Raw genomic sequence first — 25,384 nt, 5'->3', positions numbered from 1 at the left:
AGCATCCTTCACTCTCCTGGTAGGCCTAAAGCTATGAGGAGAGTGAAGGAGTCAAGACCGCAGAACTCACGAGGATTCAACGAGGCAAGGTTTTCGTGCATAGAACAACCGGGCCATGATGCTGGTGTGTGCGACCGCAAACGGTCTTCTATGTGCGTGATGCATCCCACTCAATATACTTCCTGACTGACCTTAGCGTCTAGCTCTTTAGAAAAATCGAATTCGCCCCATTTGGTGAACCAATATTTGCCATACTTTTGAAGTCTGAGTAGGTTGTTTGCAGGTACGCCGTACAACTGTAAGATTCTAATCTTGGTCTCGTCACTTACGAAGGGGCATGCGACAAGATCTAACGCTAAATGAATCATTTCAGAGTCACCGACCAACGAGTCCTGCCTCAGTCTAAACCTCTCCAATATATGTTTTTCCAAAGCGCTTCTTAGCAATGAATAACGAGCCTTGTTCTCTATATAAAAAAGAAGAGTCACTATTGAAAAGTAATTCAAACTGGATTTCGCTTGATATTGCCCGTCTAAAAGTTCAAAGCCGAAGCTATGGCCAAGCACCTTTTCATCTATACGATAGTTTTTACCAAGCTGGCGCATTAAAACCAGAAGATACATGACCTCAATTTTCGCGCTTTTGCCATCTGAATTATGTTCCATAACGCTCCGGCATCTTTCGTATATTACTTGCGAGACTAATGCCTCATAGCTGAGCCCTATGGGCTCAAGCTTATAAAAAGAAAGAACGCGCTGACATATTCGACAAAGCTTAATCGTTGTGTTGACTTTTGGCGATACAGCATAGATAAAAAACACAAAACCAAGAAGGGCTTCCATTGATTTTGAAAAACTTTTATCGACACCGCCAACTTTCTCTATTTTTTTGTAAGATTCAATCAAAGAGCCAATTTTTCGTTCAACTACTGAAAGAGAGTAATTAAGAATTTCGCCATAATTGACTCCAGAGATTGCAAGAATAGACTTGAAGTCAGTTATAAGTGAAGACCTGCCAATATAAATCTGCCCCCTTGGCAATGTTTCACCTTCCTTAACTTCTGAAGCGATCTCATAAGCTAGTGCACGATCAAAAAGATCAGAGATACGCTTTTTTGCGATAGAGATTGGCGTGATTATAGGGCGCCCTAGAGTTTCTTCCTTCCCCTTATTTAATGATAGCTTATATAGTTTTAAGCTTTCCTGAAGTGTCATTTTTATCTGGTGGCAGACTTCATCACTATTGTAGAAGACGAAGTAATCATCTACGTAGCGATAAATCTTAAAGTCTGAATTATGTACATATCCCTTTTCAAGCAACTTGCCGGCGATATCAACATCAACTGCCTGGAGGATTATTTCAGCGAAAATCCTTGAAACCTCCGGGCCGATTAGTATTCCATTCGTTTCGTTATGGTTCAACTTTTGCATCAATGAGTCAAACTTACCCGCAAATGACCCTAATATAGCTTTAAGATTCTGCTTCGCAAAATCTTTTCCGTATATCGCCCATGCTAGCGAGTGAGTATATATGCTATCAAAACACCCAGAAACATCAAATTTCGTTAGTGTTCTGAAATCGCGTTCGCTACGGAGGTGCTCTCTAGACTCGTAAAATTTGAAAACATTACTGAACCGCTCATATACAAAAAAAGATTTTAAGTTCTCATAGTTTTCGCCATCTACTTCTACCAAAGTGTCAGATTTATCCTGCCGTTCAATTTGCGAGCGAAAGTCGATATACGTACACCCAGCAACTCGCCTTGGTGATCGCAGACTGAATTCACTTCGACCAGTGTAATAAATCATCAAATCTTTAAATTGGTCATAGAAATCTACTACCAGCAACTGACCTTTTGGATGCATTAGCGACAACTGGCGCAACTGATCCTGCTTATGCGTAGTCGAGAAAATGAAGGGAATAGTATGGACAAGGTCTGATTTGTCTAGTTCTATTATGGATACGGGCCTGCCGTTATCGGCAGCATGTCGAACAGCCGTAGTAGGCTGAACACCTAGAACCATTTTCACAAGGTTATCTAGCACTTCATCGCTGTAGCGCCATGAAATTCTGTTTTCGTTAAGCTTTATATCGTGCTCACATAGGAATCTATAAAAATACCTATTCGAAAAAACTATCGGAACTTCATATGGAAGCACATCAGACAACACTACCCGCTCTACAGGAAAGTTTATAGACAATGCTTTTTTTCTAGACATGCCTCCACCCTCGCGAAAGTTCTGAAAGCTGCTTTGAATCAAAATTTCTAAATAGTTTTTCTTTGAAACCTTTTTCAAAAGATAGCTTCGAAAGCTTTCTCGCCAATGACGGACTAGCTATGCCTCTAATTTTATAGCGAAAGTAGTGATCTAATCCCGAAAGCTGACTAGTATCAGTTATATATTTATTGCTGAAATAAACACCGATGAATGCGTTGCTTTTCCTATTGAACAAGCGCATATTTCCAGTTAAGAAAAGGCACCTTAGCACCAACTCCTCTTCAGACTTTTTGGAATAAATGTAAACTTTGAGTTGTAATCTGAAAAAGCTTTGTCGATACGCGATCTATATTTATTGATTTTTCTTTGGCTCAGTTGCACACCGGAAGTGCTACTGGAGACGTCAAATGTATATCCAAGATAATCAAATTTACCTTTGAACTCTTCTAGCAAATCAATGGATTTTGTTTTATCGTTGAATTTTAGCCCCTTCCCATGAAGTATTTTGCTGAGAGTTTCTAAATATTTCGCTGCAAGCTCCTTTCGCTGGGGGGCATACATAAGCACCATATCATCAACATATCTGGCGTAATAAAATAAATTATCTTGCCGTCTAATTTCAGCATCAATACTCGACAGATATATCTCAGATAGATATGCACTTATTCCTATGCCGCGCGGCAATCCATTTTTGTCCCCAGAAACGACGACGTAATCTTTCATAAGTCGCGTTAAAATCCTTTTAATAAGTACCGACAGCTCTGGAGCCTGGTGAATTCCATCAAGCAACTCCTTGTGTCTGACAGATTCATAAAACGACTCGACATCCGACCTTATTATATATTTGGGTACGCCATCTAAAGCCAATGACTTTATTTGACTAACTAGTATATCGCGTGACGGCATACGGAGCTCGTACAGGACCTTCAGTGCTCTCTGAACAAATCTAATTGCAAGAACCTGCTCTAAACTATTTCCGACTCCGTAAACTTTTTTCCCTCCAATCAGAGCAGGCAGGAGAGCTACATTTATTCTGAATTCTTTTCCACTAATTATTTTAGAGACTCTTTCAAGCTCAAAGTCAACTAAACGTCCGTGCTGAATTTTGCGCTTGTCTATAACCATAGTCAGGCGAGACATACGCTTCTCATAGAATGCTGGCGTAATTTTTCCAGTGCGGAATCGGTACCTCGAGAACGATTTAAGTTTGTTCAGGTTGTAGAGTTTGACTCTTATATCGAAGGCAGCAGGAATATATCGCTCTTCAAGATCCCCTCCTTTCTCCCTATCGCCTTTGAGCAAGTCATTAAGATTTTTTATTGAAAAAGACTGATCCATAGACAAGACAACCCTTCCATATTTATTCTTACTAACTGTCTATTTCGACATGCTCACTAACGGACTGTACCCGATTTTCGATTCACAATACCGGTCTTAAGATAGATTTTATTAGGCAATGCTCGTTTGAGTTAATCACCCATCCCGATGCAAAATTCCCAACGAATCCACGATTGGTTGAAGAGTCTCTGACTTTCTAGTAATCCGATGGGGCGCTTTTGGGCGCTTTTGGCCGTTTTCTGCGGTTGCTGCCGGTCGGTAATGGCTGCTATTGGCTGAAAGCGGCCCGTTACGACTGCTGACTGATCGCTGGCAGAGCGGCCAAACTGATGATTACAACCCGTTAATCGCGTCTATTGGGCGGACTGGGAGTGGGGAAGTTCCTGGTCTCCTGCGCATGGACATGACCTCCTCCGTCCCTCTTTCGAGCATCGGAGCGTTACACCAGATGGCAGAGTTACACGCCTAAATGTTTGTGTACGCAGCCGATGTAACATCATAAATATTAAATAAATAGAGTTACTTACCAACCATCGTTACACCAGTTACACGAGTTACACCGCATTTTTGAGGGGTACATACCCCCACACCCCGTAAGGATCAATCCCACCAGCGAACGTCAGGTGTATCTCCCGTATTGTGCCGGGGCCCCTGAGGTTTTCTTCGAGACACGGGGTCGGAAACCCGCCGGACTTTGTTAGCGGACAGGTGCCCAGCTTAGTGAACAGGTGAACCGGGTGAACACACGGTTCACCAGTGCAATTGCACAAGATGATTGGAGGTCGCCGGGGACCCTGAGCATTTCTGAATGACACGGGGCATAAAACCCGCAGGATCTTGAGAGTGGCTGACTTTTTTGCATTGGTTGACAGGTTGACACGGTTGACGACCGAAAACGTGCGGAACCATCAACACGACAGGTCATCGTTACCAACGCGGTAACGATGGCCCTTTTTCAACGAAATCCTTTCGATTTCAATGATTGAAATTCAATAAGCTCGAAGTCGTGCCGCTAATAAGATCCCGCGGGTTTCCGACCCCGTGTCCTTCAGATAGTCCCAGGGTCCCCGGCGGCTTTCTGGCGACTGATTGCTTTCTGCCATGCTGCAGCTAACCTCCACCACTGCTAGCCATCGCGATTTCCGCCAGTACGGCACACATGGTTAGAACACTTGAGTCACTACCGATCCGACACACGGAAGCGAGGACTAGCAAATGCCATCATTTATCGTGAATAGAAACGTTCAAGCAAATGGCGACTACGAAGTGCACAACACGACGACTGGCTGTCAGTTCATGCCGTTGCCTGCCAATCAGGCATCGCTGGGAAGTCATACATCGTGCGCTGGTGCTGTAAGCGCCGCTCGAGCGGCTAACCCCACCCTAAGGATTAATGGTTGTTACTATTGCTGCAATCCTTGCCACACCAGCTAGATTTTCGACTACCGATAGGGGATTTTTAGCCTAGATCTGAGATTGTGCGATCATAGGGCCAAGCAAGCTGTATCCCTACGTGTATCCCGAACCGTGAAATCTGGCTGTAGGCCACGGATTACATGGAAGACTACAGTCTCCCTCGGCACCATCACCGAGAAAAAGGTCTTGCGCAAGCAGGGCCTTTTTTTCGTCTGGTGAAAAGTGGTTGGTGCAATGCCGACCACTAAAGCCCCGCCCGACGATTGAGCTTGAAGCGACATGAATCACCGCATAGGTGAAACAAAAGGTGGCTTTTACCATCGAGGAATACCAAACCGCATGCAACCGTCCTCATAGCCTAGAGGCTATCTCCTTCCACATGTAGTCATAGTTGTACTCCAACCAACGCACCAACAATCTGTCGTACTGCCTGCGAAACCAATTGCGCCGTCGCGCCGCGAGCCTCTCCTCTATCTCGGATCTGAGCCAAGCAGGGTCGAACCCAGTCCACACAGTAGGCAGGACTGCAGCAATGTTTGTGAAACACACTGGCGCTACTTCTGAATAAAAAATCTTGTAGAGCACCGCTGGATCAACGCCCTTGAGCTGACGAACGACGTAGTCGTAATCAGTGGGGAAATGATTGAAAGGCTCTGATAAGGCATCTCTGACCCTAGTCAGTTGTGGTTCATTCAGAAGATGTCCCAATGCAAAAATCCTCCGATTCCTTATCCAGTAACTCGCTACCGTTTCGTCTGCAGATCTGCGTGTAACCGCGCCGACGCCAATCGTATGCATATCGCTATGGCGAGCCATGGCCAAAACTGACGTCATCTTGCCGAGCAACAGCTCAAGTCCAGAATCGGGCGCTTGCCCAACCTATTCCTTAGCCCCAAACATCCGCCCAGCAATCTCCCGCCCCCGCTCCATCCCTTCCTTCGTCAACCATATCGACTTGTTCCTGTTCACCGGATTACTGATCAAACCCTGTTCGTGCAAGCGGTTCATGATTTCGAAGTCATAGCCCTTCCACGCATTGCCGTCGTCGGAGCTATAGGCAGCCAGGAGAGCAAGGACGGCGTCGTCGATCATTTTCATGTCGTATTCCATGATGGTCACTCCGCTGATGTTCAGTTTTTGTAATCAAAGCGTCGTATCAAAGTGGATGTCAATGCTGCGCGAGCTTGAGAGTTTAGATGGCCGATTGCTGGTTGCCTCGCATGCGATGACCGCCCGTATAATCGCGCCCGCAAAATAGACTTCCGCTGGTACTTCGCGCATCGGGCTCAAGCCCTTCACTTCACTGACAGACATCCCCATGGAAACCTCACTGGAAACCGTCGCCCTTTTCTCCCTCAAACTCGCCTACGAAGAAGAGGGGCTGAGCCCGATCCTGCGCGATGACATGGTCATGGGCGATTATCAGAAAGATGTTTTCGAGTTACTGGTGAAACGCGGCGATGTCGAGGCCATTCAGTTCAAGATGAACGAATGCCTGAACCTGGCGCTGGATGCTTTGGGTGGGGTCGAGAAGCCCTTGGGGCGGGAGTTGCGCAAGTTGTCGGCGGAGTTGGCTCAGGCGCGGTCGGTGGAGCAGCTGGGGCAGCCGCTGCTCGCACTGAAGGGGTATCTGCGCGACATTCTTTGAGTGCCGCGCTACAGCCATGCCGGTATCTCTCCTGATCAGCGACGTGCTTTAAGCACTCGAATATCTGTTGGGAAGCCGTCAGCGCCCACCAGTTTTTTCCAGCCCATGTACTGAAATTCGCCGTTGGGATCAATGTAGTCGCCCTTCTCTGGTTGCCCTCCGCCAACTATCGCAACACGCTTCACTTCGCCACAGCCGCCATCCGATGGTCGCACCGTGTAGATCACATAGGGCTTCACGTATTGCGTCGCGCGGAAGTATTGGCCGCAGATTTCGTCGACGGTGATGAGCATGGTTTTCAGGCGGGCTTCGCCGTCGGTGTCTTCGTGCAGTTTCAGGAAGGAGATGTCGCCGACGTCGCTGTAGCCGAGGGAACGGGCGCGTTGATAGGCGGGGGAGTTCTGGTGCGCAATTCGGCCCTCCTCCACACCGCGTTGCATTTGCGCGGCGAACTCGGCTTTGCCTTGGGCCAGGGTTGCCTCGGCATGGGCCGCGACGTTTTCGCAGTGGGCATACTCGCTGGAGTCGAGGTGTTGCGGTAGCAGGTTAAGGCGGCGCTCGTTCATGGAGGCGAGGCTGTCTTGCAGGCCGGACGTTAGTGCATAGGCAGCGGAGACGCGGCCGCTCTGGACGTCGGCGATTGTCTCCTGCATCCGCTGGCAATTGGCGAGGTAGTAATCCCAGCTGGCTTGCGGGTGTTCTTTCGCGAAGCAGAAGGCTGGGGTAATGGAGACGGCAAGGGTGAGAGCGCCGAGCAGTTGCAGCAAACGGGTTGTGGAAAACATGGGTAGTCCATTACAGAGAAGGCATGGCGCGACGCTACTATTTTGCTATCGTTCCGTCCACTCTCAACGGGCGACCAAGTTGTCGCCTCTGTCTCGTGGCAAGGAAAGAAATCCGATGGATGCTGTGTTGTGTTTAGTGGTCATGGCGGCAATGTGGTTCTGGGTGGTGCGCCAGCGCGGGCACTGGAATCTGTTGTTGGCAAACCTTGCCGGAGCGGGCAGCGCTGTGGTGGCGGGCATTGTCTTCACACTGCTTTATGACGGGCTGTTCGGCACCACCATGGCAGCGCCGGGACTGCATAACAGCCTGGTGGTGTTCATGACCAGCGCGGGCGTTCTGGCGGGTGTGTGGTTGTGGATCGCCAAGCGTCGACAGCCGGCGCATCCGGTTGTACGTCAACTGCTCGCGGGGGTCTGTGGCGTTGCCGCCGGCATGGTCACGTTGATTTTTCTGGCGGCGAATTATTTTCCGCAACCGTAGCCGGACGGCGCGTCTATTTTGCTATCTTGCCGCGCATCGTCGGGGCTTGCTGATCGTCTCGCGCCGCGCTTGGATTGTTGAAAGGTAAGGAAAGGATCAAATGGAGTTTTTGCGTTTTCTGGCGTTCGTCGCTGTCTGGGGTTTCATGTGGCGCTGGGTGGTGAAGAACCGCGGCAGCTGGAATACTTTCTACGGCAACATCGTTGGCGCGGCGGGTGGGTTCATTGTCGGGCTGGTGATGTTGTCGATCACCTTTTCGCTGTTTCCTTCGTCGTTCGATCACGAGGCGCAGGCGCAAAACACGCCAGTCGTCGAGTCGACCTCTGTACTGCCTGAAGCCGAGGCAGTCACGCCCGCCACCGAACTGAAAGATGCGCCGGTTTTTGCTGCCATCGAAGCGGATGACAAGCCTTCCCCCGGACTCCGCACTGTTGCCGAATAACGTCAGCCGGGCGCCGAAATCAATGGCGGTACAGACCGTGCTGAATCAAAGCGACTACGAGGGTCGCATGGCCCTCGCCGCGCTGAACAAGAAGTTGCGCGGCGACGCACAGGCCGACAAGTCGATGATCGCGTATGTCATGTGCAGCCCATTTGTCACCAGCACCCTGCGTTATCCCGCTTCGGCGCGTTTTGCTGACAGCAAAGCGCTGGTCAGTCATCGCTACAAGGATCAGGTCTACAGCTTCAGCAACAGCGTCACTGCGCGCAACATGAATGGCGACGATATCACCTACCGTTTCGATTGCTCCGTGCAGGAATTGCCACGGGTTGATGCGACGGCTGGGGAATGGCGTTTGCTGGCGCTGAAACTGCAAAAAGCCGACTCTTAAGGCTGATTTAAGGGATCAAGGCGCCGGCTGCGCTATCATCGCCGGCCTGTGCGCCTTGAACCTTGCCCTCAATGTTTTCAACACCTGATGACCTGATCTCTCTGCCTCCTGTCCTGGCCGGCCCGCTGCTGCGGCGGCTGGAGCCGACGCGCGTGGTGCTGTGGCTGGTGGGCTCGCGTGAACTGGCGCTGACCTTGCGCCTGCAAGGTGTAGGAGATATTCCGCTCGACTCAGAGAAATGCACGGTCATTGCCGTAGGCCGTCATGCGTTCGTGCATCTGATAGACGTTCAACTTGAAAGCGCCCTGCCCTGCGACACGTTTATCGCTTACGACCTGCTGATCGATGACGCCATCGGTATGGCTGAGTGGGCGCCTCATCTGCTTTACCCCGGCGCTACCTGTGCGAACCTCGTCGTGCGTTCGCGGATCGACCAATTGCTCCACGGCTCCTGCCGCAAGCCGCATCATCCGGCAACCGATGGTTTGCTCTGCGTCGATCAATTGCTGGCCGACGAAGCCGATGCGCAACACCGTCCGGCGCTGCTGATGATGAGTGGTGATCAGGTCTATGCCGACGATGTTGCCGGGCCGATGCTGCGGGCGATTCATGCCTTGATCGAGCGTCTGGGTCTGTTCGATGAGCACCTTGACGGTGCCGTGGTCAGCGACAGCGCCAAGCTCTACCAACACCCGGCAAGCTACTACCACCGTGCGGATTTGTTACCGGCGCTAGAGAGCAACGAGACCTTGCGCGAGCGATTTTTCGGTGGCGCGCGTAAGCCGATTTTCACCAGCAGCAGTGCCGACAATCACCTCGTGACGTTCGCCGAAGTCATGGCCATGTACATGCTGGTGTGGTCGCCGACGCCGTGGTCGCTGATCAATCCGAGCGCGCCGACGCTGACGCCGGAACGCCGCAAGCGCTACAACCTCGAGCAGACGCGCATTGATGCCTTCAAGACGGGCCTGGGCAACGTCGCGCGGGCGCTGGCGCATCTGCCGAGCCTGATGATTTTCGATGACCACGACATCACCGATGACTGGAATCTTTCTGCGCAGTGGGAGGAAACCGCCTACGGCCATCCGTTTTCCAAGCGCATTATCGGCAACGCGCTGATTGCTTATCTGTTGTGTCAGGGCTGGGGCAACAATCCGGACGCTTTCAAAGGAATGCTGGAGCAGACCGCACAACTGAGCGCCAGCGGTGATGACGGCTATCTGGACATGCCGGTGCAGGATGATCTGATTGATCAGCTGCTGCGTTTTCAGCAGTGGCATTTCGTGCTGCCGAGCAGTCCGGCGCTGGTGGTGATCGACACGCGCACCCGGCGCTGGCGCAGCGAGATGGCCCTCAAGCAACCGTCGGGCCTGCTCGACTGGGAAGCCTTGAGCGAACTGCAACAGGAACTGCTCGATCACCCTTCGGCAATCATCGTGTCGCCGGCGCCGATCTTTGGCGTGAAGCTGATTGAAACCGTGCAGAAGGTGTTCAGCTGGTGCGGTTATCCACTGCTGGTCGACGCGGAAAACTGGATGGCCCATCGCGGCGCGGCGCAGGTGATACTGAACATTTTCCGACACTCGCGCACACCGGGGAACTACGTGGTGCTGTCCGGCGATGTGCATTATTCCTTCGTCTACGAAGTCCTGATCCGCCACCGCAAGGCCGGCCCACGGATCTGGCAGATCACCAGCAGCGGCATCAAGAACGAATTCCCACCGACCCTGCTGGAATGGTTCGACCGCCTCAACCGCTGGCTCTACTCACCACGCTCACCGTTGAACTGGTTCACCAAACGCCGCCTGATGCGCATCGTCCCGTATACGCCGGAACATGCCGAGGCCGGGGAACGGTTGTGGAATTCGGCGGGGATCGGACAGGTGTTTTTCAATGAACAGGGGCAGCCGAGCGAGATTGTTCAGCACAACTCGAATGGGGCGGAGAAGACGAGGATGCTGGCGCCGGAGTTTGCAAATGCGCCGGACTAAAGCCATGCGCTGATCTGTGGGAGCGAGCCTGCTCGCGAAGGCGCAATTTCAGTCGACACCTACTGTGAATAGTCGACCGCTTTCGCGAGCAGGCTCGCTCCCACAGGGTTTTGCGCAGACCAATCAATGTGCGGCCAGAGCCCGCCCAACCCCTCTGACAATCATCCCCACCTCGCGCTCATCAATCGTCAGCGGAGGGAGCAACCTGATGGTCTTGCCACGAGTCACGTTGATCAACAAGCCGTGATCCCGCGCAGCGATCAGCGTCAGGTCGCGCACCGGTTGTTTCAGTTCGATACCGATCATGAGGCCCTGCCCCCGGATTGCCAGCACGTTCGGGTTGTCTGCCAATTCGGCGCGCAAGCGTTCCAGCAGCCGTGCGCCCTGCACCCGCGCATTCGCCAGCAGGCCTTGTTCTTCGATGATGTCCAGCACCGTGCAGCCGACCCGGCAGGCCAGCGGATTGCCACCGAAAGTGCTGCCATGGCTGCCCGGGGTGAACAGGTCGGCCGCGCGGCCGCGGGCCAAGCAGGCGCCGATCGGCACGCCATTGCCCAAGCCTTTGGCGAGGGTCATGACGTCGGGCACGATGCCTTCGTGTTGAAAGGCGAACCACTGCCCGGTGCGGCCGATGCCGGTCTGGATTTCATCGAGCATCAGCAGCCACGCGTGGCGATTGCACAGGTCGCGCAGGGCCTTGAGATAACCCGGAGGTGCGACTTGTACGCCGCTTTCGCCCTGGATCGGTTCGACCAGAATCGCCACGATGCGCGCGCCGTGTTTGCGCTGTATTTGCTCCAGCGCCGGGAGATCGCCGAACGGCACTTTGACGAAATCCCCCGGCAGTTCGTTGAAGCCCAGGCGCACCGCCGGGCCATCGCTGGCAGACAGCGTGCCGAGGGTGCGGCCATGAAACGCGTTGGCCATGACCACCACCAGCGGCTGCTCGATGCCTTTGCGCCAGCCGTACAGACGCGCCAGTTTCAGCGCCGTTTCGTTCGCTTCGGCGCCGGAGTTGTTGAAGAACGCGCGCTGCATGCCCGACAACACCGTCAGCCGTTTGGCCAGTTGTTGTTGCCAATCGATGCTGTACAGGTTGGAGGTGTGCAGCAGCAATCCCGCCTGCTCGCTGATCGCCGAGACAATGCGCGGATGCGAGTGGCCGACATTGGTCACTGCCACACCGGCAACAGCGTCCAGATATTCGCGCCCCGCCTGATCCCACAGGCGCGTGCCCAGGCCCTTAGTGAAACTCAGGGCCAGTGGTTGGTAGGTGTTCATCAGGGCGGCGGTCATGACGTGAAACTCCATTGCAGGTCGGTGTTTTTGCAGTATGGTTAGCCACCTGAGCTGGATAAACCCGGAAAAACTTCAATCATTTAAAAACCGAGCTTGATAATGGATTTGTTTCAGTCGATGGGCGTGTACATCAAAGTGGTCGAAACCGGGAGCATGACGGCCGCCGCTGCGAAGTGCGAAATGTCGACGACGATGGTGGGCAACCATCTGCGCGCGCTTGAGCAACGGCTCGGCGTGCAACTGCTGCAACGCACCACGCGCCGCCAGCGCCTGACCGAATTCGGCAGCGTCTATTATCAGCGCTGCCTGGAAGTGCTCGGCCTAGTGGCCGACTCCGAACGCCTGGCCGAACAAGCGTCGGACGAGCCGCGCGGTTTGCTTCGTATCACCGCGCCACTGACCTTCGGCGTCGAACGACTGACCCCGGCGCTCAGCGAATATTCCTTGCTGTATCCGCAAGTGAAGCTCGACGTGGTGCTGACCAACAGCCGTCCGGATCTGCTGGAGAACGGCCTCGATGTCGCATTCCGCCTGGGCAATTTCGACCAATCCAACCTGATCGCCCGACCCTTGATCGACTACACCCTGACGGTCTGCGCCTCCCCTGATTACATCGCGCGGCGCGGCATGCCGCACACGCCACAGGATTTGCAGCAACACGATTGCCTGTCCTTCGCCTACCCGGCTGGGGATGACTGGCAATCGGTGGAAAAACGCTGGCGTCTGAGCGGCCCGGAAGGTGAAGTCCTCGTCGACGTCAGCGGGCCGATGTTGATCAACAGCTCCGCCGGTTTGCACCAGGCAGCGCGCAACGGCATGGGCATCATGATGCTGCCCGACGCGCTGGTGGAGCAGGATCTGCGCGACGGTAAACTGGTCAGGGTAATGACGGACTACCAACCGCCGAGCAGGCCGATGCATCTGTTGTATGCGCAGGATCGCTATCGACTGCCGAAGCTGAGACGCTTTGTCGAGTTTGCGATGCGTACGTGGGGAAACCCGCTGACGCCATGCTCGGAAAATAACGCACGCCGGGAAAAATCCCGACCACCAGACCGTTGCTCCGTGACAACGCCGCCCCGCTCCCCTAAATTAGTCGGCCTGAAAAAGACCTCGTGCTTTCTCGCCTCAACTCAAGTTAAAAAGTAGTGAAATTTCAATGTCCGATTTCAACACCGCTGAATCCGTAGTCACCCAGTCGTCCAAAGCGGAATACGAAAACTCCATCAATCTTTCACAACACCTGCCACAAGCCAAAATCATCAGCGAGATGGTCCTCGACGCGTTCCAGTCGACCCGCGAGAGCGACCAGATCCGCGAATTGCGTGCGGCGATCCGTCAGGCGCATGACAGTTTTGATGACGACAAGGCGTACGAGCTGATGGGCGAACTCAAGCGCCTGAAAGACGCCGAGGCAGCCGACATTGCCGCGCTGGAAGACCTGAGCAGCAAGTTCTCGATCGGACGCATTCTGTCCAGCTTCAAGGACGATCCGGCATTCCAGGAAATCGTTTATGGCCTGGCGCTGAAGTTGTTGAATCAGACCCATCAGGCGATCAGCAATCCGAGCGGCGGCAAGAGCAAAGCTGCGAAGAAGAAAGAAGTGGAAATCTTCACCATCAGCAAGGACGGCGCCAGCGTGACCCTGCCAATGCGCACCCCGCGTTCGCGTCTGAACGTAGATCGTGAGGCACTGGAATTCCTCGGTTTCACTTTCGTGGGTGAAGGCGATGAAGCCGAGCTGGAAAGCGAAACCTTCGTCGATAACGCCGGTACCGAACAGGCGGTGAACCGCAAGAACATCATCACCGCGCTGCAGCAGCAGACGGCGTTTGACGGGTACAGCATCGCGGCGCAGTAATCTGCCAAGCACTTGCAAAAAAGCCCCGCGCTGAGATTCAGGCGGGGCTTTTTGTTGTCCGGCTTGTGATTCGTGAGGAGGCGAAAATCGTCGCCCCTCACCCCAGCCCTCTCCCGAGGGAGAGGGAGCCGACTTGTGTGATTTTCAAACCTGAGTTCGGCTCGGTATTTCAGGTCGGCGTATATCTTGAAAGCCCCTCAGTCAGTCCCCTCTCCCTCCGGGAGAGGGTTAGGGTGAGGGCAAACCGCTACCCCCTCAAGCCGACGGATGCAACGCCGCAATCATGTCCACTTCAATCGCCGCATTCTTCGGCAACTGATACACGCCGATGGTCGTACGTGTATGCCGCCCGGCATCGCCCAGCACATGGCTGAACACATCCGAAGCGCCGTTGGCCACTTCGCTCAGGTCGACAAAGTCAGCAGTCGACTTCACATACACCGTGACCCGCAACAACGCGCGAATCTTGTCCAGCGAACCCACCGCATCGACAATCAGCGCCAGGCAACGCATGGCGCTGATGCTCGCCGCGGCTTGCGCATCCTTGAGGTTCAATTCCAGCCCCACGCGACCGGGATAGAGAATCTTGCCATTGACCCGCGGCACCATCCCGCTGATGTACAGCTCGTCGTGATGACGGATCAGCGGCGCGTAATTGCCACCGGCGGTGTTCTCGCCATAGATGTCGTAGTTGAGTTCTTCGGCCAGGGCGATAAAACGCTCATCGCAGGTCATCCGTTCGGTCATTGCGCCCAGCCTTTTGATCAATGCACGGGTTAAAACAGTCGAGCACCGGAGATGGCTTGGAGCTACTACTGTCGGGGCTGGATCCAAATCTATGGCGTTTGTCTAAGTTGTGCAACCAGCGTAGATGGAACAAAAGGCCCTAAACCTTTCGGATGCCCCGGACCACAAGCTGGTCTTCAGCGGCGCTCAAACAGTGTTCAAGCGCTCAACCATATCTGGAAATTTTTCAACCAGTCGTATCAATAATGCTGCTTGAGCATTGGGCTTCGACTTTTCCTGCTCCCAATTTCGAAGGGTGTTTGGACTTGTCCTGATTCGACTGGCAAAAACAGCTTGAGACATATGCAGTTTTTCTCGAAGAGCCACAATTTCCTGTGCGCCCACTTCAGGTACAGGCTTGTCCTCAAGCACTGTATTGCGCAGTGTGATCTTGCCCTCGCGTTGAGCCGCCATCTCATCAACGCCCTGCATTAACTCTGCAAACAGGTCGCGTTTTTTCATGGGGTACCTCGTTTTTTCAACTCTTTATCAATGGCTGTCCTGAGTGCCCTCTCTTGCTCGGCAGTCAGCTTCTCAAGCTCATCTTTGTCGTAAATGGCGAACAGCCAGAACTGACCATCATTCATAAGCCAATAGTAGAGAACCCGCAAGCCGCCTCGTCTTCCCTTGCCACGGCGAGAATCAGCCCAGCGCAGCTTACGGAAGCCACCCGTTCGAGGCATTACATCGCCCGCAAGCGGATTGCTCTGAAGGTAGTTCTGCAATGTTCGATATTCGTCGTCCGTCAGATAGCGGCCAACGCTTTTGGTAAATATCGTTGTTTCAAAAAAGATTGTTCGCATAGCCAAACTATAAGCAGCTTGACTATAGACAGCCTATCAACAAATCGCTGCTCGAATAAACAAAAAACCCCGCACATCTCTCAACGTGCGGGGTTTTTCCTGAAGCTTGCAGACCTTACGGCGCGTACGTCAGCAACAGCTCTGTCGGCACCTTGAAGTCCAGGGACATCATGACGCTCAACGCAGTGATGGTGAAGATCGAGAACACGAACAGCTTGCGTGCCCAGACGGTGTCATCAACTGCCTTGTAGCCGGTCCAGGCCATGTACAGCCAGTACATGCCCATGGCGGCGGCGACGGCGAGGTAGCTCATGCCGGCGTAGCCGCTGAAGGTCAGCATCAAGGTCGCCACTAGGAACGCCAGGATGTAGAGCAGGATGTGCTTCTTCGCCACTTGAATGCCGCGTTTCACTGGCAGCACCGGAATCGATGCGGCCAGGTAATCATTGAAACGGAAAATCGCGATGGCGTAGGAATGCGGCATCTGCCACAGGCTGAACATCACCAGCAGGGTCAGTGCGGCCATGTCGAAGCTGTTGGTCACGGCAACGTAACCGATCACTGGCGGCATGGCGCCCGACAGACTGCCCACCAGCGTGCCGTGAACCGACTTGCGCTTGAGGTACAGGCTGTAGAAGCCAACGTAGATGATGAAGCCGATTACTGCGAACAAGGCAGCCAACGGGTTGGCTACCTTGTACAACAAGGCAACGCCGAGAACACCCAGAATGGTCGCGTAAACCAGGGCCAGTTTCAGGGAGATCAGGCCCTGGACCAGCACACGGTTCTTGGTGCGTTCCATCTTCAGGTCGATGTCGCGGTCGATGCAGTTGTTGAACACGCAACCGGAGGCCACGACCAGGGAAGTACCGATCATGGCGGCCAGAAACACCGCCAGATCGACATGCCCTTTCGAGGCCAGGAAGAACCCGCCTGCCACAGAAAGCACGTTACCGAAAATGATCCCCGGTTTGGTGATTTGGATAAAGTGCTTGAGCGACATCGGGTCTACCTCACTTCGCCATCATGTACGTGTGGATGCTGAACATGATCCACAGCGACAGGCCAACCAGCAGCACGATCACAATCGCCGTGAAGACGAACGCGATCACGTTGTTACGCTGTGCAATGGAACGGTCCAGGTGCAGGAAGTAATACAGGTGAACGATCACCTGGATCACTGCGAACAGCAGAACGATTGCCAGCGTCGTCGACTTCGGCAGGGTCGGGTACATCACCAGACCGAACGGAATGACGGTCAGGATTACCGACAGGATGAAGCCGATGGCGTACGACTTGACGCTGCCGTGGCCAGCATCGTGGCTGTCATGGGAGTGTGCATTAGCCATTACAGAGTCCCCATCAGGTAAACAACGGTGAAGACGCAGATCCAGACCACGTCCAGGAAGTGCCAGAACAGGCTCAGGCAGCTCAGACGGGTCTTGTTGGTCGACGTCAGGCCATGCTTGTTGACCTGATACATCATGATGCCCATCCAGATCAGACCGGCCGAAACGTGCAGACCGTGGGTACCGACCAGGGTGAAGAACGCCGACAGGAAGCCCGAACGGCTAGGACCGAAGCCCTCGGAGATCAGCAGGTGGAACTCGTTGATCTCCATGGCGATGAAGCCCGCGCCGAGCAGGAAGGTCATGAACAACCAGCCCAGGACCGCCTGCTTCTTGCCCTTGTACAACGCCAGCATGGCGAAGCCGTAGGTGATCGAACTGAACAACAGCAGAGCGGTTTCGCCCAGCACGTAAGGCAGTTCGAAGATCTCGTGGCCCGACGGGCCACCGGCAACGTTGTTTACCAGTACTGCGTATACCGCGAAGATCGACGCAAACAGAATGCAGTCGGTCATCAGGTAGAGCCAGAAACCGTATACGGTCATCTCGCCCGAGTCGTGGTGATGGTCATCGTGCCCATGGTCACCATGGGCGTGTCCAACATTGGTCACTAAGTTCGACATGGTTTAAGCCTGTTCCAACGAGGTTTCAACACGGGTGGCATTGGCCGGGATTTTCCCTGCCGCGACCAGACGCTTGTGCTGCTCGGCTTCGATACGCTCGATCGTTTCAACCGGAACCATATAGCCCTGGTCGTCACGTGCAGCGTGGATCACGAAGTAAACGACGGTGCCCACCAGGCTCGCGATCGCCAGCCACCAGATGTGCCAGATCATCGCGAAACCGAAGACGGTCAACAGCGCGCCCATCACCACGCCAGTGGCGGTGTTGTTCGGCATGTGGATCGGCTCGTACTTGGCCGGACGCTGGTACGCAGTACCGTTTTCCTTGGCTTCGGTGAACGGGTCGATGCAGTCAGCCTTAGGCAGCACAGCGAAGTTGTAGAACGGTGGTGGCGACGAGGTCGACCATTCCAGGGTGTGTGCATTCCACGGGTCACCGTGATCGCAAACGTTCTCTGGCTTGTTGCGGTCGCGCACACTGACGTACAGCTGGATCAGTTGGCAGGCGATACCCACAGCAATCATCACCGCACCGAACATGGCAACGTACAGGTACGGTACCCACTCAGGGTTGGTGGTGGCGTTCAGACGACGGGTCATGCCCATGAAGCCCAGTGCATAGAGCGGCATGAACGCGACGAAGAAGCCCGAGATCCAAAACCAGAACGCTGCTTTACCCCAGCCTTCGTGCAGCTTGAAGCCGAACGCTTTCGGGAAGTAGAACGCGAAGCCAGCGATGTAACCGAATACCGCACCGCCGATGATCACGTTGTGGAAGTGCGCGATCACGAACAGGCTGTTGTGCAGCACGAAGTCAGCACCCGGGATGGCCAGCAGTACGCCGGTCATGCCGCCGATGGCGAAGGTCACCATGAAGCCCAGAGTCCACATTACCTGGCTGGTGAAGCGCAGACGGCCCTGGTAGATGGTGAACAGCCAGTTGAACAGCTTCACACCCGTCGGGATGGAAATCAGCATCGTCGCCAGACCGAAGAAGGCGTTGACGCTCGCACCCGAACCCATGGTGAAGAAGTGGTGCAGCCAGACCATGAAGCCCAGTACCGAGATCGCGCCCGAGGCGTAGATCATCGAGTGGTGGCCGAACAGTTTCTTGCCGGTGAACGCCGAGATCACTTCCGAGAAGATGCCGAATGCCGGCAGGATCAGGATGTAAACCTCAGGGTGGCCCCAGGCCCAGAACAGGTTGACGTACATCATTGGATTGCCACCAAGTTCATTGGTGAAAATGTGGAAATCCATGTAACGGTCAAGGGTCAGCAGTGCCAGGGTAGCGGTCAGGATCGGGAACGAAGCCACGATCAGAACGTTTGCCCAGGTGCAGGTCCAGGTGAAGATCGGCATGTCCATCAGTTTCATGCCAGGGGTACGCATTTTCAGTACGGTCGCGAGGAAGTTGACCCCGGTTAACGTCGTACCCAATCCGGATAGCTGTAGCGCCCAGATGTAGTAATCCATACCCACGCCAGGACTGTATTGCAGACCCGACAGCGGCGGATACGCAACCCAACCGGTCTTGGCGAACTCGCCGACGCCCAGGGACAGGTTGATCAGCACAACGCCGGACACCAGCAGCCAGAAGCTCAGGGAGTTCAGGAACGGGAACGCAACGTCACGCGCGCCGATCTGCAGCGGCACTGCAAGGTTCATCAGGCCGGTGAAGAATGGCATCGCCATGAAGATGATCATGATCACACCGTGAGCGGTGAAGATCTGGTCATAGTGTTCAGGTGGCAGGTAGCCAGGCGAACCCTCGGTGGCCATGGCCAGCTGGGTACGCATCATGATCGCGTCGGCAAAGCCGCGCAGCAGCATGACCATGGCGACGATGATGTACATCACGCCGATTTTCTTGTGGTCGACCGAAGTCAGCCACTCGGTCCACAGGTACGTCCACTTCTTGAAGTAAGTGATCGCAGCGAACAGCGCCAGACCACCGAGGGCGATCATGGCGATGGTCACCATCACGATCGGCTCGTGGAATGGGACTGCTTCCCAACTTAATTTACCAAACATCGTTTACTCCTCTGCCCCGGCAGCTGAATGCGAACCCGCGTCAATATCCGTGGCCGCCACTTCTTTCTCTTTCTTCTCGTGCTTCAGCGGCTTGCCCGGCTTCATACCTTCGTACTTGTCGACGATGATCTGGAACTGGTTCGGCGTGACCGACGAGTAGAGTTCGACTGGGTTGTTCTGGCTCGGTTTGGCCAGGGCCGCGTATTCAGCCTGATCAAGCTGTTTAGGCGACTTCTTGACTTCACTTACCCAGGCGTCGAAATCTTCCTGAGTGGTGGAGATAGCCTTGAATTTCATACCGGTGAAACCGGCACCGCTGTAGTTGGCGGAGATACCGTCCATTTCAGCGTTGCGGTCAGCGATCAGGTGCAGCTTGGTCTGCATGCCCGCCATCGCGTAGATCTGGCCGCCCAGGCCCGGGATGAAGAACGAGTTCATCACGGCGTCGGAGGTGATCTTGAAGTTGATTGGCGTGTGCGCCGGGAACACGATCTTGTTGACCGTGGCAATGCCTTGTTCCGGGTAGATGAACAGCCACTTCCAGTCCAGCGCGACGACTTCGATGGTCACAGGCTTGACGTCAGACTCGATCGGACGATACGGGTCCAGCTCGTGAGTCGAGATGTAAGTGATGTAGCCCAGGGCGATGATGATCAGCACCGGGATGGTCCATACGGCCACTTCGATCTTGGTCGAGTGCGACCACTTCGGCGTGTAGACGGCGTTCTTGTTCGAAGCGCGGTACTTCCAGGCAAACAGGAAGGTCATGACGATGACCGGCACGACGACCAACAGCATCAGCAGCGTGGCGGTGATGATCAGGTTGCGCTGTTCCAGGCCGACCTGGCCCGTTGGATTGAGCAAGGTCATGTTGCAGCCTCCCAGCAACAACGTGCCGAGCAGCGGCACTAGGCCTAGTAATCTGGGGTACCTGTTTTTACTCATCTCACGACCTCTAAAGCAGCTTGCGCAATGCAGTTGGGTTTTGATCGCCAACACTTCACCCTGCCAAGGGTTGGCATTTTCTTTGGATTGAATAAGGGCCGCCCGTCGCGCGTCTCACGCTCGACAAAACCTTGGGACAGCGTTCAGTTCTTATTCGAATTCGTGGTCAAAGGCCTTGTTACAGACCAATTCCATTTGGTGCGGAAAATTGGAAAGGCACCGACACCAGGGTGTCTCGAAAGCCTCGCGGCTCGCTCGACACCCGACCTCCTGATCAGTTCCTTGATAAAGGCTGAACAGCGTCGGGAATTCAGTGCGGGCGATTGTAGATAGGTAGCGCCCTATACACCATGTCTTATCCCGAAATAATTTTTATCACTCAGAGCAACAATCCATCGCCATTTTTGCAAAAGTTGCGCAAGTTATCGAAAGCGTTTCTCAATAAAAACGGCAAAATCTGCCAGCGTAACCGCCTCAAATCAGACAGCTCTGCACCCGATCTACAAACGCTGGAGCGGCGCAAAGCCCGATGTTCCAAGGGCTTCGCCCATCTGCCGGCGCCTGTTAAAACTGCCTGCTCTGGTACGTCCGTGCTCAAGCCCGAAAACACTAAAACTGGCCAATGTTTTTATGTAACAGGCGGCCAATCCGCCGCATCCCGAGCCCCTGCGACAGCCCCTGTGTGACAACATGTCGCACATTTGCCGCACGCTTCATTGCCGTTCGTCACGGTGTTTTCACAAACGCTCTGAAATGCAAAACGCCCCGATTTTCATCAGCGAAAATCGGGGCGTTTTGTTTATCGGCCGCTCTGCCGAGAAGTTGACTCAGCGCAGCGCTTTTCGATTACGCGAGGTCAGCAACGGCACCAGAATCACCACCAGCACGAACGCCACCAGCGCCCACTGTGCCAGCGACAGGCCGAGGATCGGCGGATACGGCGTCGAGCAGAAACCGTCGACCTGGAAGCCCAGCGGGAAAATTTTCGCCAACGGCAGATCATCGACAATCGGTTGCAGCACATCGACGCCACAACTCACCGCCGGATAGAACTGCGTATAGACGTGATGCCCGGCCACACCGGCCCCGGCGATCGCACAGATCACTACCAGTGTCTCGAACACGGTGATGCTGCGACGGCTGCGCATGCCCGCACCGATGAAGGCGAACACTGCAATCAGCAACAGTGCATAGCGCTGCAGAATGCACAGTGGGCAAGGTGCTTCGCCGAGCACGACCTGCATGTAAAGTGCGCCGCCGATCAACGCCAGGCAGATGATCCCCAGCAACACCAGATAGCGCCGCTCACGCCCCAACCGCATCGTTTCCTCGCTCATTGCCTTTCCTTTGTAAGTCCATGGTCCAGCCGGCCGGCGGCTGAAATTGTCGCAAGTCTACACCGGGGCAATAAACGATAGAGCGGTTAAGGAATGATTAACCAACATGGCTTTGCGGCGCGCAGAAGATTCGCGAGCAGGCTCGCTCCCACAATGGATCTGCGTCGCACGCAATTCCTGTGGGAGCGAGCCTGCTCGCGAACGAGACAACTCGGTCTCGGATCACTCCAGAGCAGCAGCCGGCCCGAAGAACTCGTAACGGCTCTGCTTCTCCGGCACGCCCAACGCTTTCAGGTGCCGTTTGATCGCGCCCATGAACCCTTTCGGTCCGAGGAAGTACGCATCGACATCGCGCTGTACCGGCAGCCACTGGCCGAGCAGTTCTTCGTTGAGCAGGCCAACCTTGTCCGCCGCCGGGCTGACCCCATCTTCTTCGGCGTAGCAATAGTAGCGTTTGAGTTGCGGATGACGCGCCGCCAGCCCATCGACCCAGTCGCGGAACGCGTGGACGCTGCCGTTGCGCGCGCAGTGGATAAAGTGCACCGGACGTTCGGTGGCCAGCGCTGCTTCCAGCATCGCCAGCGTCGGGGTGATGCCGACGCCGCCGCTGATCAGCACCAGCGGCTTGTCACTGGCCGCCAGGGTGAATTCGCCCGACGGCGGGAACAGTTGGATGCTCGCGCCGACGTGCAGTTGATCATGCAGGTAGTTTGACGCGCGACCGTTCGGTTCACGCTTGACGCTGATGCGGTACTGACCATTGTTGGCCAGTGCCGACAGCGAATAGTTGCGACGGATTTCTTCGCCGTCGAGCATCAGCTTCATGCCGATGTACTGACCCGGTTCGGCCGCAAGAATCGGCCCTTTGTCTGCCGGTTCGAAGTAGAACGAGGTAATTTCGGCGCTCTCTTGCACTTTAGCCGCAACGATGAATTCCCGCGCACCGCGCCAGCCGCCGACGGCTTGTTCCTTCTGGTCATAGATTGCGGTTTCCGCGCCGATCAGGATGTCGGCCAGTTGCCCGTACGCAGCGCCCCAGGCACTCATCACCTCAGGTGTGGCGATCTCTTCGCCGAGCACTTCGGAAATGGCGCGCAGCAGGCAGCTGCCGACGATCGGGTAATGCTCCGGCAGAATCTGCAGAGCGACGTGCTTGTTGATGATCTTGGCTACCAGATCGCCCAACTGGTCGAGCTGATCGATGTGTCGGGCGTACATCAGCACACCGTTGGCCAAGGCACGCGGCTGATCGCCACTGGCCTGATGCGCCTGGTTGAACAGCGGGCGCACCTGCGGGTATTCGGAGAGCATCATGCGGTAGAAATGCGTGATCAACGCCTCGCCGCCGCTTTCCAGCAGAGGCACAGTGGATTTGATGATGGCACGATCCTGGACGCTAAGCATAAGGTGACTCCTGCGCTTTCTTGAAAGATTGGCTTAGGGATATCAGCTTTCGTGCCAACAATTTAATCCATTAAATTCAACGGCTTGAGACATGAGTAGTCATTTCGACACAAATGAACGTATAGTCATCGCGACTACACCTTGTCTATTTGACTACATACCCATGACCGCCAAATCCTTGCTTACCGCCCTGCTGCCTCTGGTCGCCGACCTCTCCCGCGAACTGCCCGAAGGTGAGCGCTACCGGCGTTTGCTCGAGGCCATGCGCGCCTTGTTGCCCTGCGATGCCGCCGCGTTGTTGCGTCTGGATGGCGAATCATTGGTGCCGCTGGCGGTGGATGGCTTGAGTACCGACACCCTCGGCCGGCGCTTCAAGGTCAGCGAGCATCCGCGTTTTGAAATCCTGCTGGCCGGCGCCGGGCCGACGCGCTTCGCTGCCGACAGCGACCTGCCCGATCCTTATGACGGATTGGTCGATGGCCTCGACGATCATCTTGAAGTTCACGACTGCCTCGGCTGTCCTTTATTCGTCGATGAAAAACTCTGGGGCCTGATCACCCTCGACGCGCTGGACCCGGAGCGTTTCGAGCCGATCGAACTCGACGCCCTGCAAGCCTTCGCCAGCCTCGCCTCGGCCACGGTCAACGCCGCCGAACGCATCGAACGTCTGGCCACCCGCGCCGAAGACGAGCATCAGCGCGCCGAGGTCTATCGTCAGGCCAGCGGCCAGCAGCACCGTGAAATGATCGGCCAGAGCAAGGCGCATAAACGTCTGGTGGAAGAAATCAATCTGGTCGGCGGCAGTGATCTGACCGTTCTGATCACCGGCGAAACCGGCGTCGGTAAAGAGCTCGTGGCCCAAGCCATCCACGCCGCCTCCGCGCGCGCCGACAAACCGATCATCAGCCTCAATTGCGCCGCCCTCCCCGACACGCTGGTGGAAAGCGAACTGTTCGGCCACGTGCGGGGCGCTTTCACCGGCGCCACCAGCGATCGGCGTGGCAAGTTCGAACTGGCCAATGGCGGCACGCTGTTTCTTGATGAAGTCGGCGAACTGTCGCTGACAGTTCAGGCCAAGTTGCTGCGCGTATTGCAGAGCGGTCAGTTGCAGCGCCTGGGTTCGGACAAGGAGCATCAGGTCGATGTGCGTCTGATTGCAGCGACCAATCGCGATCTGGCCGAGGAAGTGCGCAGCGGTCGCTACCGCGCCGACTTCTATCACCGTCTGAGCGTGTATCCGCTGCGAGTGCCGGCGCTACGCGATCGTGGGCGTGATGTGTTGCTGCTCAGTGGCTTCTTTTTGGAACAGAACCGCTCGCGCATGGGCCTCAACAGCCTGCGCTTGAACAGTGATGCTCAGGAAGCGCTGCTGGCCTACACCTGGCCGGGGAATGTCCGGGAGCTGGAGCATTTGATCGGACGCAGTGCGCTGAAGGCGCTGGGTAACTGCAAAGTGCGGCCGAAGATTTTGAGTCTGAGCGCGGCGGATCTGGATTTGCCCCGTGAGGTTGTGGATAACGTGGTTGCGCCTGCCAATGCAGACTTGGCCAGTGTGATGCCGATGATCACCGGGGATTTGCGCAGTGCCACCGATGAGTTTCAGCGGCGGTTGATCGGTGCAGCGCTGGAGCGTCATCAGGATAACTGGGCAAGTGCGGCGCGGGAGTTGGGGGTGGATCGGGCGAATCTGGGGCGCATGGCCAAACGACTAGGCATGAAGAGCTAAAAGCACACCCTCACCCTAGCCCTCTCCCAGAGGGAGAGGGGACTGATGGGGGGATATTGAAGAATTCCACTGACGTGAAAGATTTCTGCCGAATCCGTAATCGACTCGGTCGTTCAGGTCGGTGTAAAACGCCAGACACCTCCGTCGGCCCCCTCTACCACTGGGTGAGGGGACTGATTGGGGGATATTGAAGAACTCAACTGACGTGAAAGATTTCTTCCGAATCCATAATCGACTCGGTCGTTCAGGTCGGTGTAAAACGCCAGACACCTCCGTCGGCCCCCTCTACCTCTGGGAGAGGGGACTGATCGGGGGATATTGAAGAATTCCACTGACGTGAAAGATTTCTTGCGAATCCATAATCGACTCGGTCGTTCAGGTCGGTGTAAAACGCCAGACACCTCCGTCGGCCCCCTCTACCTCTGGGAGAGGGCTGGGGTGAGGGGCAGTGATAGAGAGAACAGCGATCAACTCAAGCCGACTACCCGACAACTAACCTAAAGCCC

The 25,384-nt window shown here is 55.0% G+C and carries 24 protein-coding genes and 1 pseudogene; 9 read left to right on the top strand and 16 right to left on the bottom strand.

The window, feature by feature from the left end:
• Window positions 1-170: 170 nt before the first annotated feature.
• From drt3b to ACZZ0K_RS02460, 4 genes are all read right to left on the bottom strand, one after another.
• Window positions 171-2,297, bottom strand: a complete 2,127-nt coding sequence (gene drt3b, locus ACZZ0K_RS02475) for an antiviral reverse transcriptase Drt3b (RefSeq protein WP_463558948.1) — start codon at window positions 2,295-2,297, stop codon at window positions 171-173.
• A 186-nt stretch (window positions 2,298-2,483) separates the two neighbouring features.
• Entirely contained in the window at window positions 2,484-3,557 is a 1,074-nt protein-coding gene (gene drt3a, locus ACZZ0K_RS02470; protein WP_463559736.1) for an antiviral reverse transcriptase Drt3a, read from the bottom strand.
• A 1,767-nt stretch (window positions 3,558-5,324) separates the two neighbouring features.
• On the bottom strand, window positions 5,325-5,681 hold the full coding sequence (locus tag ACZZ0K_RS02465) for a DUF7079 family protein (protein ID WP_258707164.1): 357 nt from the start codon (window positions 5,679-5,681) through the stop codon (window positions 5,325-5,327).
• Window positions 5,682-5,852: 171 nt separating this feature from the next.
• Window positions 5,853-6,071 (bottom strand): DUF6429 family protein, encoded by a 219-nt coding sequence (locus ACZZ0K_RS02460; RefSeq protein ID WP_463558947.1) that lies wholly within the window; start codon window positions 6,069-6,071, stop codon window positions 5,853-5,855.
• Window positions 6,072-6,291: 220 nt separating this feature from the next.
• Between ACZZ0K_RS02460 and ACZZ0K_RS02455 the strand changes: the two genes are divergently transcribed.
• The gene (locus ACZZ0K_RS02455; RefSeq protein WP_016773313.1) at window positions 6,292-6,621 is read left to right on the top strand and encodes a hypothetical protein; all 330 of its coding nucleotides are present in this window, start codon (window positions 6,292-6,294) and stop codon (window positions 6,619-6,621) included.
• Between the two features lie 35 nt (window positions 6,622-6,656).
• Here ACZZ0K_RS02455 and ACZZ0K_RS02450 read toward each other — a convergent pair whose 3' ends face one another.
• The gene (locus tag ACZZ0K_RS02450; RefSeq protein WP_056790170.1) at window positions 6,657-7,406 is read right to left on the bottom strand and encodes a hypothetical protein; all 750 of its coding nucleotides are present in this window, start codon (window positions 7,404-7,406) and stop codon (window positions 6,657-6,659) included.
• A 115-nt stretch (window positions 7,407-7,521) separates the two neighbouring features.
• On the opposite strand from ACZZ0K_RS02450, the gene ACZZ0K_RS02445 reads away from it, so the two are divergent.
• From ACZZ0K_RS02445 to ACZZ0K_RS02430, 4 genes are all read left to right on the top strand, one after another.
• Complete coding sequence (locus tag ACZZ0K_RS02445) at window positions 7,522-7,887, top strand: hypothetical protein (protein ID WP_258707166.1); 366 nt, start codon at window positions 7,522-7,524, stop codon at window positions 7,885-7,887.
• 100 nt (window positions 7,888-7,987) lie between these two features.
• On the top strand, window positions 7,988-8,329 hold the full coding sequence (locus tag ACZZ0K_RS02440) for a hypothetical protein (protein ID WP_463558945.1): 342 nt from the start codon (window positions 7,988-7,990) through the stop codon (window positions 8,327-8,329).
• Entirely contained in the window at window positions 8,289-8,720 is a 432-nt protein-coding gene (locus ACZZ0K_RS02435; protein ID WP_463558944.1) for a hypothetical protein, read from the top strand. The genes ACZZ0K_RS02440 and ACZZ0K_RS02435 overlap by 41 nt, the downstream gene beginning before the upstream one ends.
• 71 nt (window positions 8,721-8,791) lie before the next feature.
• Complete coding sequence (locus tag ACZZ0K_RS02430; RefSeq protein ID WP_258707168.1) at window positions 8,792-10,711, top strand: alkaline phosphatase D family protein; 1,920 nt, start codon at window positions 8,792-8,794, stop codon at window positions 10,709-10,711.
• 123 nt (window positions 10,712-10,834) lie between these two features.
• On the opposite strand, the gene ACZZ0K_RS02425 is transcribed toward ACZZ0K_RS02430, so the two are convergent.
• Window positions 10,835-12,007 carry an aspartate aminotransferase family protein gene (locus tag ACZZ0K_RS02425; protein WP_258707169.1) on the bottom strand — a complete coding sequence of 391 codons (1,173 nt, stop codon included), beginning with the start codon at window positions 12,005-12,007 and terminating at the stop codon, window positions 10,835-10,837.
• A gap of 102 nt (window positions 12,008-12,109) precedes the next feature.
• On the opposite strand from ACZZ0K_RS02425, the pseudogene ACZZ0K_RS02420 reads away from it, so the two are divergent.
• Together ACZZ0K_RS02420 and ACZZ0K_RS02415 are read left to right on the top strand one after the other, a co-directional pair.
• A pseudogene (locus ACZZ0K_RS02420) lies at window positions 12,110-13,006 on the top strand (LysR family transcriptional regulator); the annotation flags it as partial.
• Between the two features lie 163 nt (window positions 13,007-13,169).
• A complete protein-coding gene (locus tag ACZZ0K_RS02415; RefSeq protein ID WP_258707170.1) occupies window positions 13,170-13,871 on the top strand; it encodes a hypothetical protein in 702 nt (233 codons plus the stop codon).
• Window positions 13,872-14,126: 255 nt separating this feature from the next.
• On the opposite strand, the gene ACZZ0K_RS02410 is transcribed toward ACZZ0K_RS02415, so the two are convergent.
• From ACZZ0K_RS02410 to cyoA, 8 genes are all read right to left on the bottom strand, one after another.
• Complete coding sequence (locus tag ACZZ0K_RS02410) at window positions 14,127-14,618, bottom strand: RidA family protein (RefSeq protein WP_016773306.1); 492 nt, start codon at window positions 14,616-14,618, stop codon at window positions 14,127-14,129.
• 186 nt (window positions 14,619-14,804) lie between these two features.
• Window positions 14,805-15,119, bottom strand: coding sequence for a helix-turn-helix domain-containing protein (locus tag ACZZ0K_RS02405; protein ID WP_041479944.1), 315 nt, complete (start codon window positions 15,117-15,119; stop codon window positions 14,805-14,807).
• Window positions 15,116-15,460, bottom strand: a complete 345-nt coding sequence (locus tag ACZZ0K_RS02400) for a toxin (RefSeq protein ID WP_258707171.1) — start codon at window positions 15,458-15,460, stop codon at window positions 15,116-15,118. Before ACZZ0K_RS02400 ends, ACZZ0K_RS02405 begins: the two co-directional genes overlap by 4 nt.
• Window positions 15,461-15,575: 115 nt before the next feature.
• Window positions 15,576-16,463 carry a heme o synthase gene (gene cyoE / locus ACZZ0K_RS02395; protein ID WP_016773305.1) on the bottom strand — a complete coding sequence of 296 codons (888 nt, stop codon included), beginning with the start codon at window positions 16,461-16,463 and terminating at the stop codon, window positions 15,576-15,578.
• Between the two features lie 10 nt (window positions 16,464-16,473).
• Window positions 16,474-16,809, bottom strand: coding sequence for a cytochrome o ubiquinol oxidase subunit IV (gene cyoD / locus ACZZ0K_RS02390; protein WP_011335842.1), 336 nt, complete (start codon window positions 16,807-16,809; stop codon window positions 16,474-16,476).
• A complete protein-coding gene (gene cyoC, locus ACZZ0K_RS02385) occupies window positions 16,809-17,432 on the bottom strand; it encodes a cytochrome o ubiquinol oxidase subunit III (protein WP_024014230.1) in 624 nt (207 codons plus the stop codon). The genes cyoD and cyoC overlap by 1 nt, the downstream gene beginning before the upstream one ends.
• 3 nt (window positions 17,433-17,435) lie before the next feature.
• Entirely contained in the window at window positions 17,436-19,466 is a 2,031-nt protein-coding gene (gene cyoB / locus ACZZ0K_RS02380; protein WP_041479948.1) for a cytochrome o ubiquinol oxidase subunit I, read from the bottom strand.
• Window positions 19,467-19,469: 3 nt separating this feature from the next.
• A complete protein-coding gene (cyoA, locus tag ACZZ0K_RS02375; protein ID WP_024014231.1) occupies window positions 19,470-20,411 on the bottom strand; it encodes a ubiquinol oxidase subunit II in 942 nt (313 codons plus the stop codon).
• Between the two features lie 350 nt (window positions 20,412-20,761).
• Between cyoA and ACZZ0K_RS02370 the strand changes: the two genes are divergently transcribed.
• Complete coding sequence (locus ACZZ0K_RS02370) at window positions 20,762-21,097, top strand: hypothetical protein (RefSeq protein WP_258707172.1); 336 nt, start codon at window positions 20,762-20,764, stop codon at window positions 21,095-21,097.
• Between the two features lie 141 nt (window positions 21,098-21,238).
• Here ACZZ0K_RS02370 and ACZZ0K_RS02365 read toward each other — a convergent pair whose 3' ends face one another.
• Together ACZZ0K_RS02365 and hmpA are read right to left on the bottom strand one after the other, a co-directional pair.
• Window positions 21,239-21,748 carry a disulfide bond formation protein B gene (locus ACZZ0K_RS02365; RefSeq protein ID WP_041479949.1) on the bottom strand — a complete coding sequence of 170 codons (510 nt, stop codon included), beginning with the start codon at window positions 21,746-21,748 and terminating at the stop codon, window positions 21,239-21,241.
• A 222-nt stretch (window positions 21,749-21,970) separates the two neighbouring features.
• The gene (gene hmpA / locus ACZZ0K_RS02360) at window positions 21,971-23,152 is read right to left on the bottom strand and encodes an NO-inducible flavohemoprotein (RefSeq protein WP_258707173.1); all 1,182 of its coding nucleotides are present in this window, start codon (window positions 23,150-23,152) and stop codon (window positions 21,971-21,973) included.
• A gap of 163 nt (window positions 23,153-23,315) precedes the next feature.
• On the opposite strand from hmpA, the gene norR reads away from it, so the two are divergent.
• Entirely contained in the window at window positions 23,316-24,878 is a 1,563-nt protein-coding gene (gene norR, locus ACZZ0K_RS02355) for a nitric oxide reductase transcriptional regulator NorR (protein ID WP_150741853.1), read from the top strand.
• Window positions 24,879-25,384: the final 506 nt, after the last annotated feature.

It is taken from the genome of Pseudomonas sp. AC255 (assembly GCF_979258175.1).
This window is presented reverse-complemented; position numbering and strand designations above follow the sequence as displayed.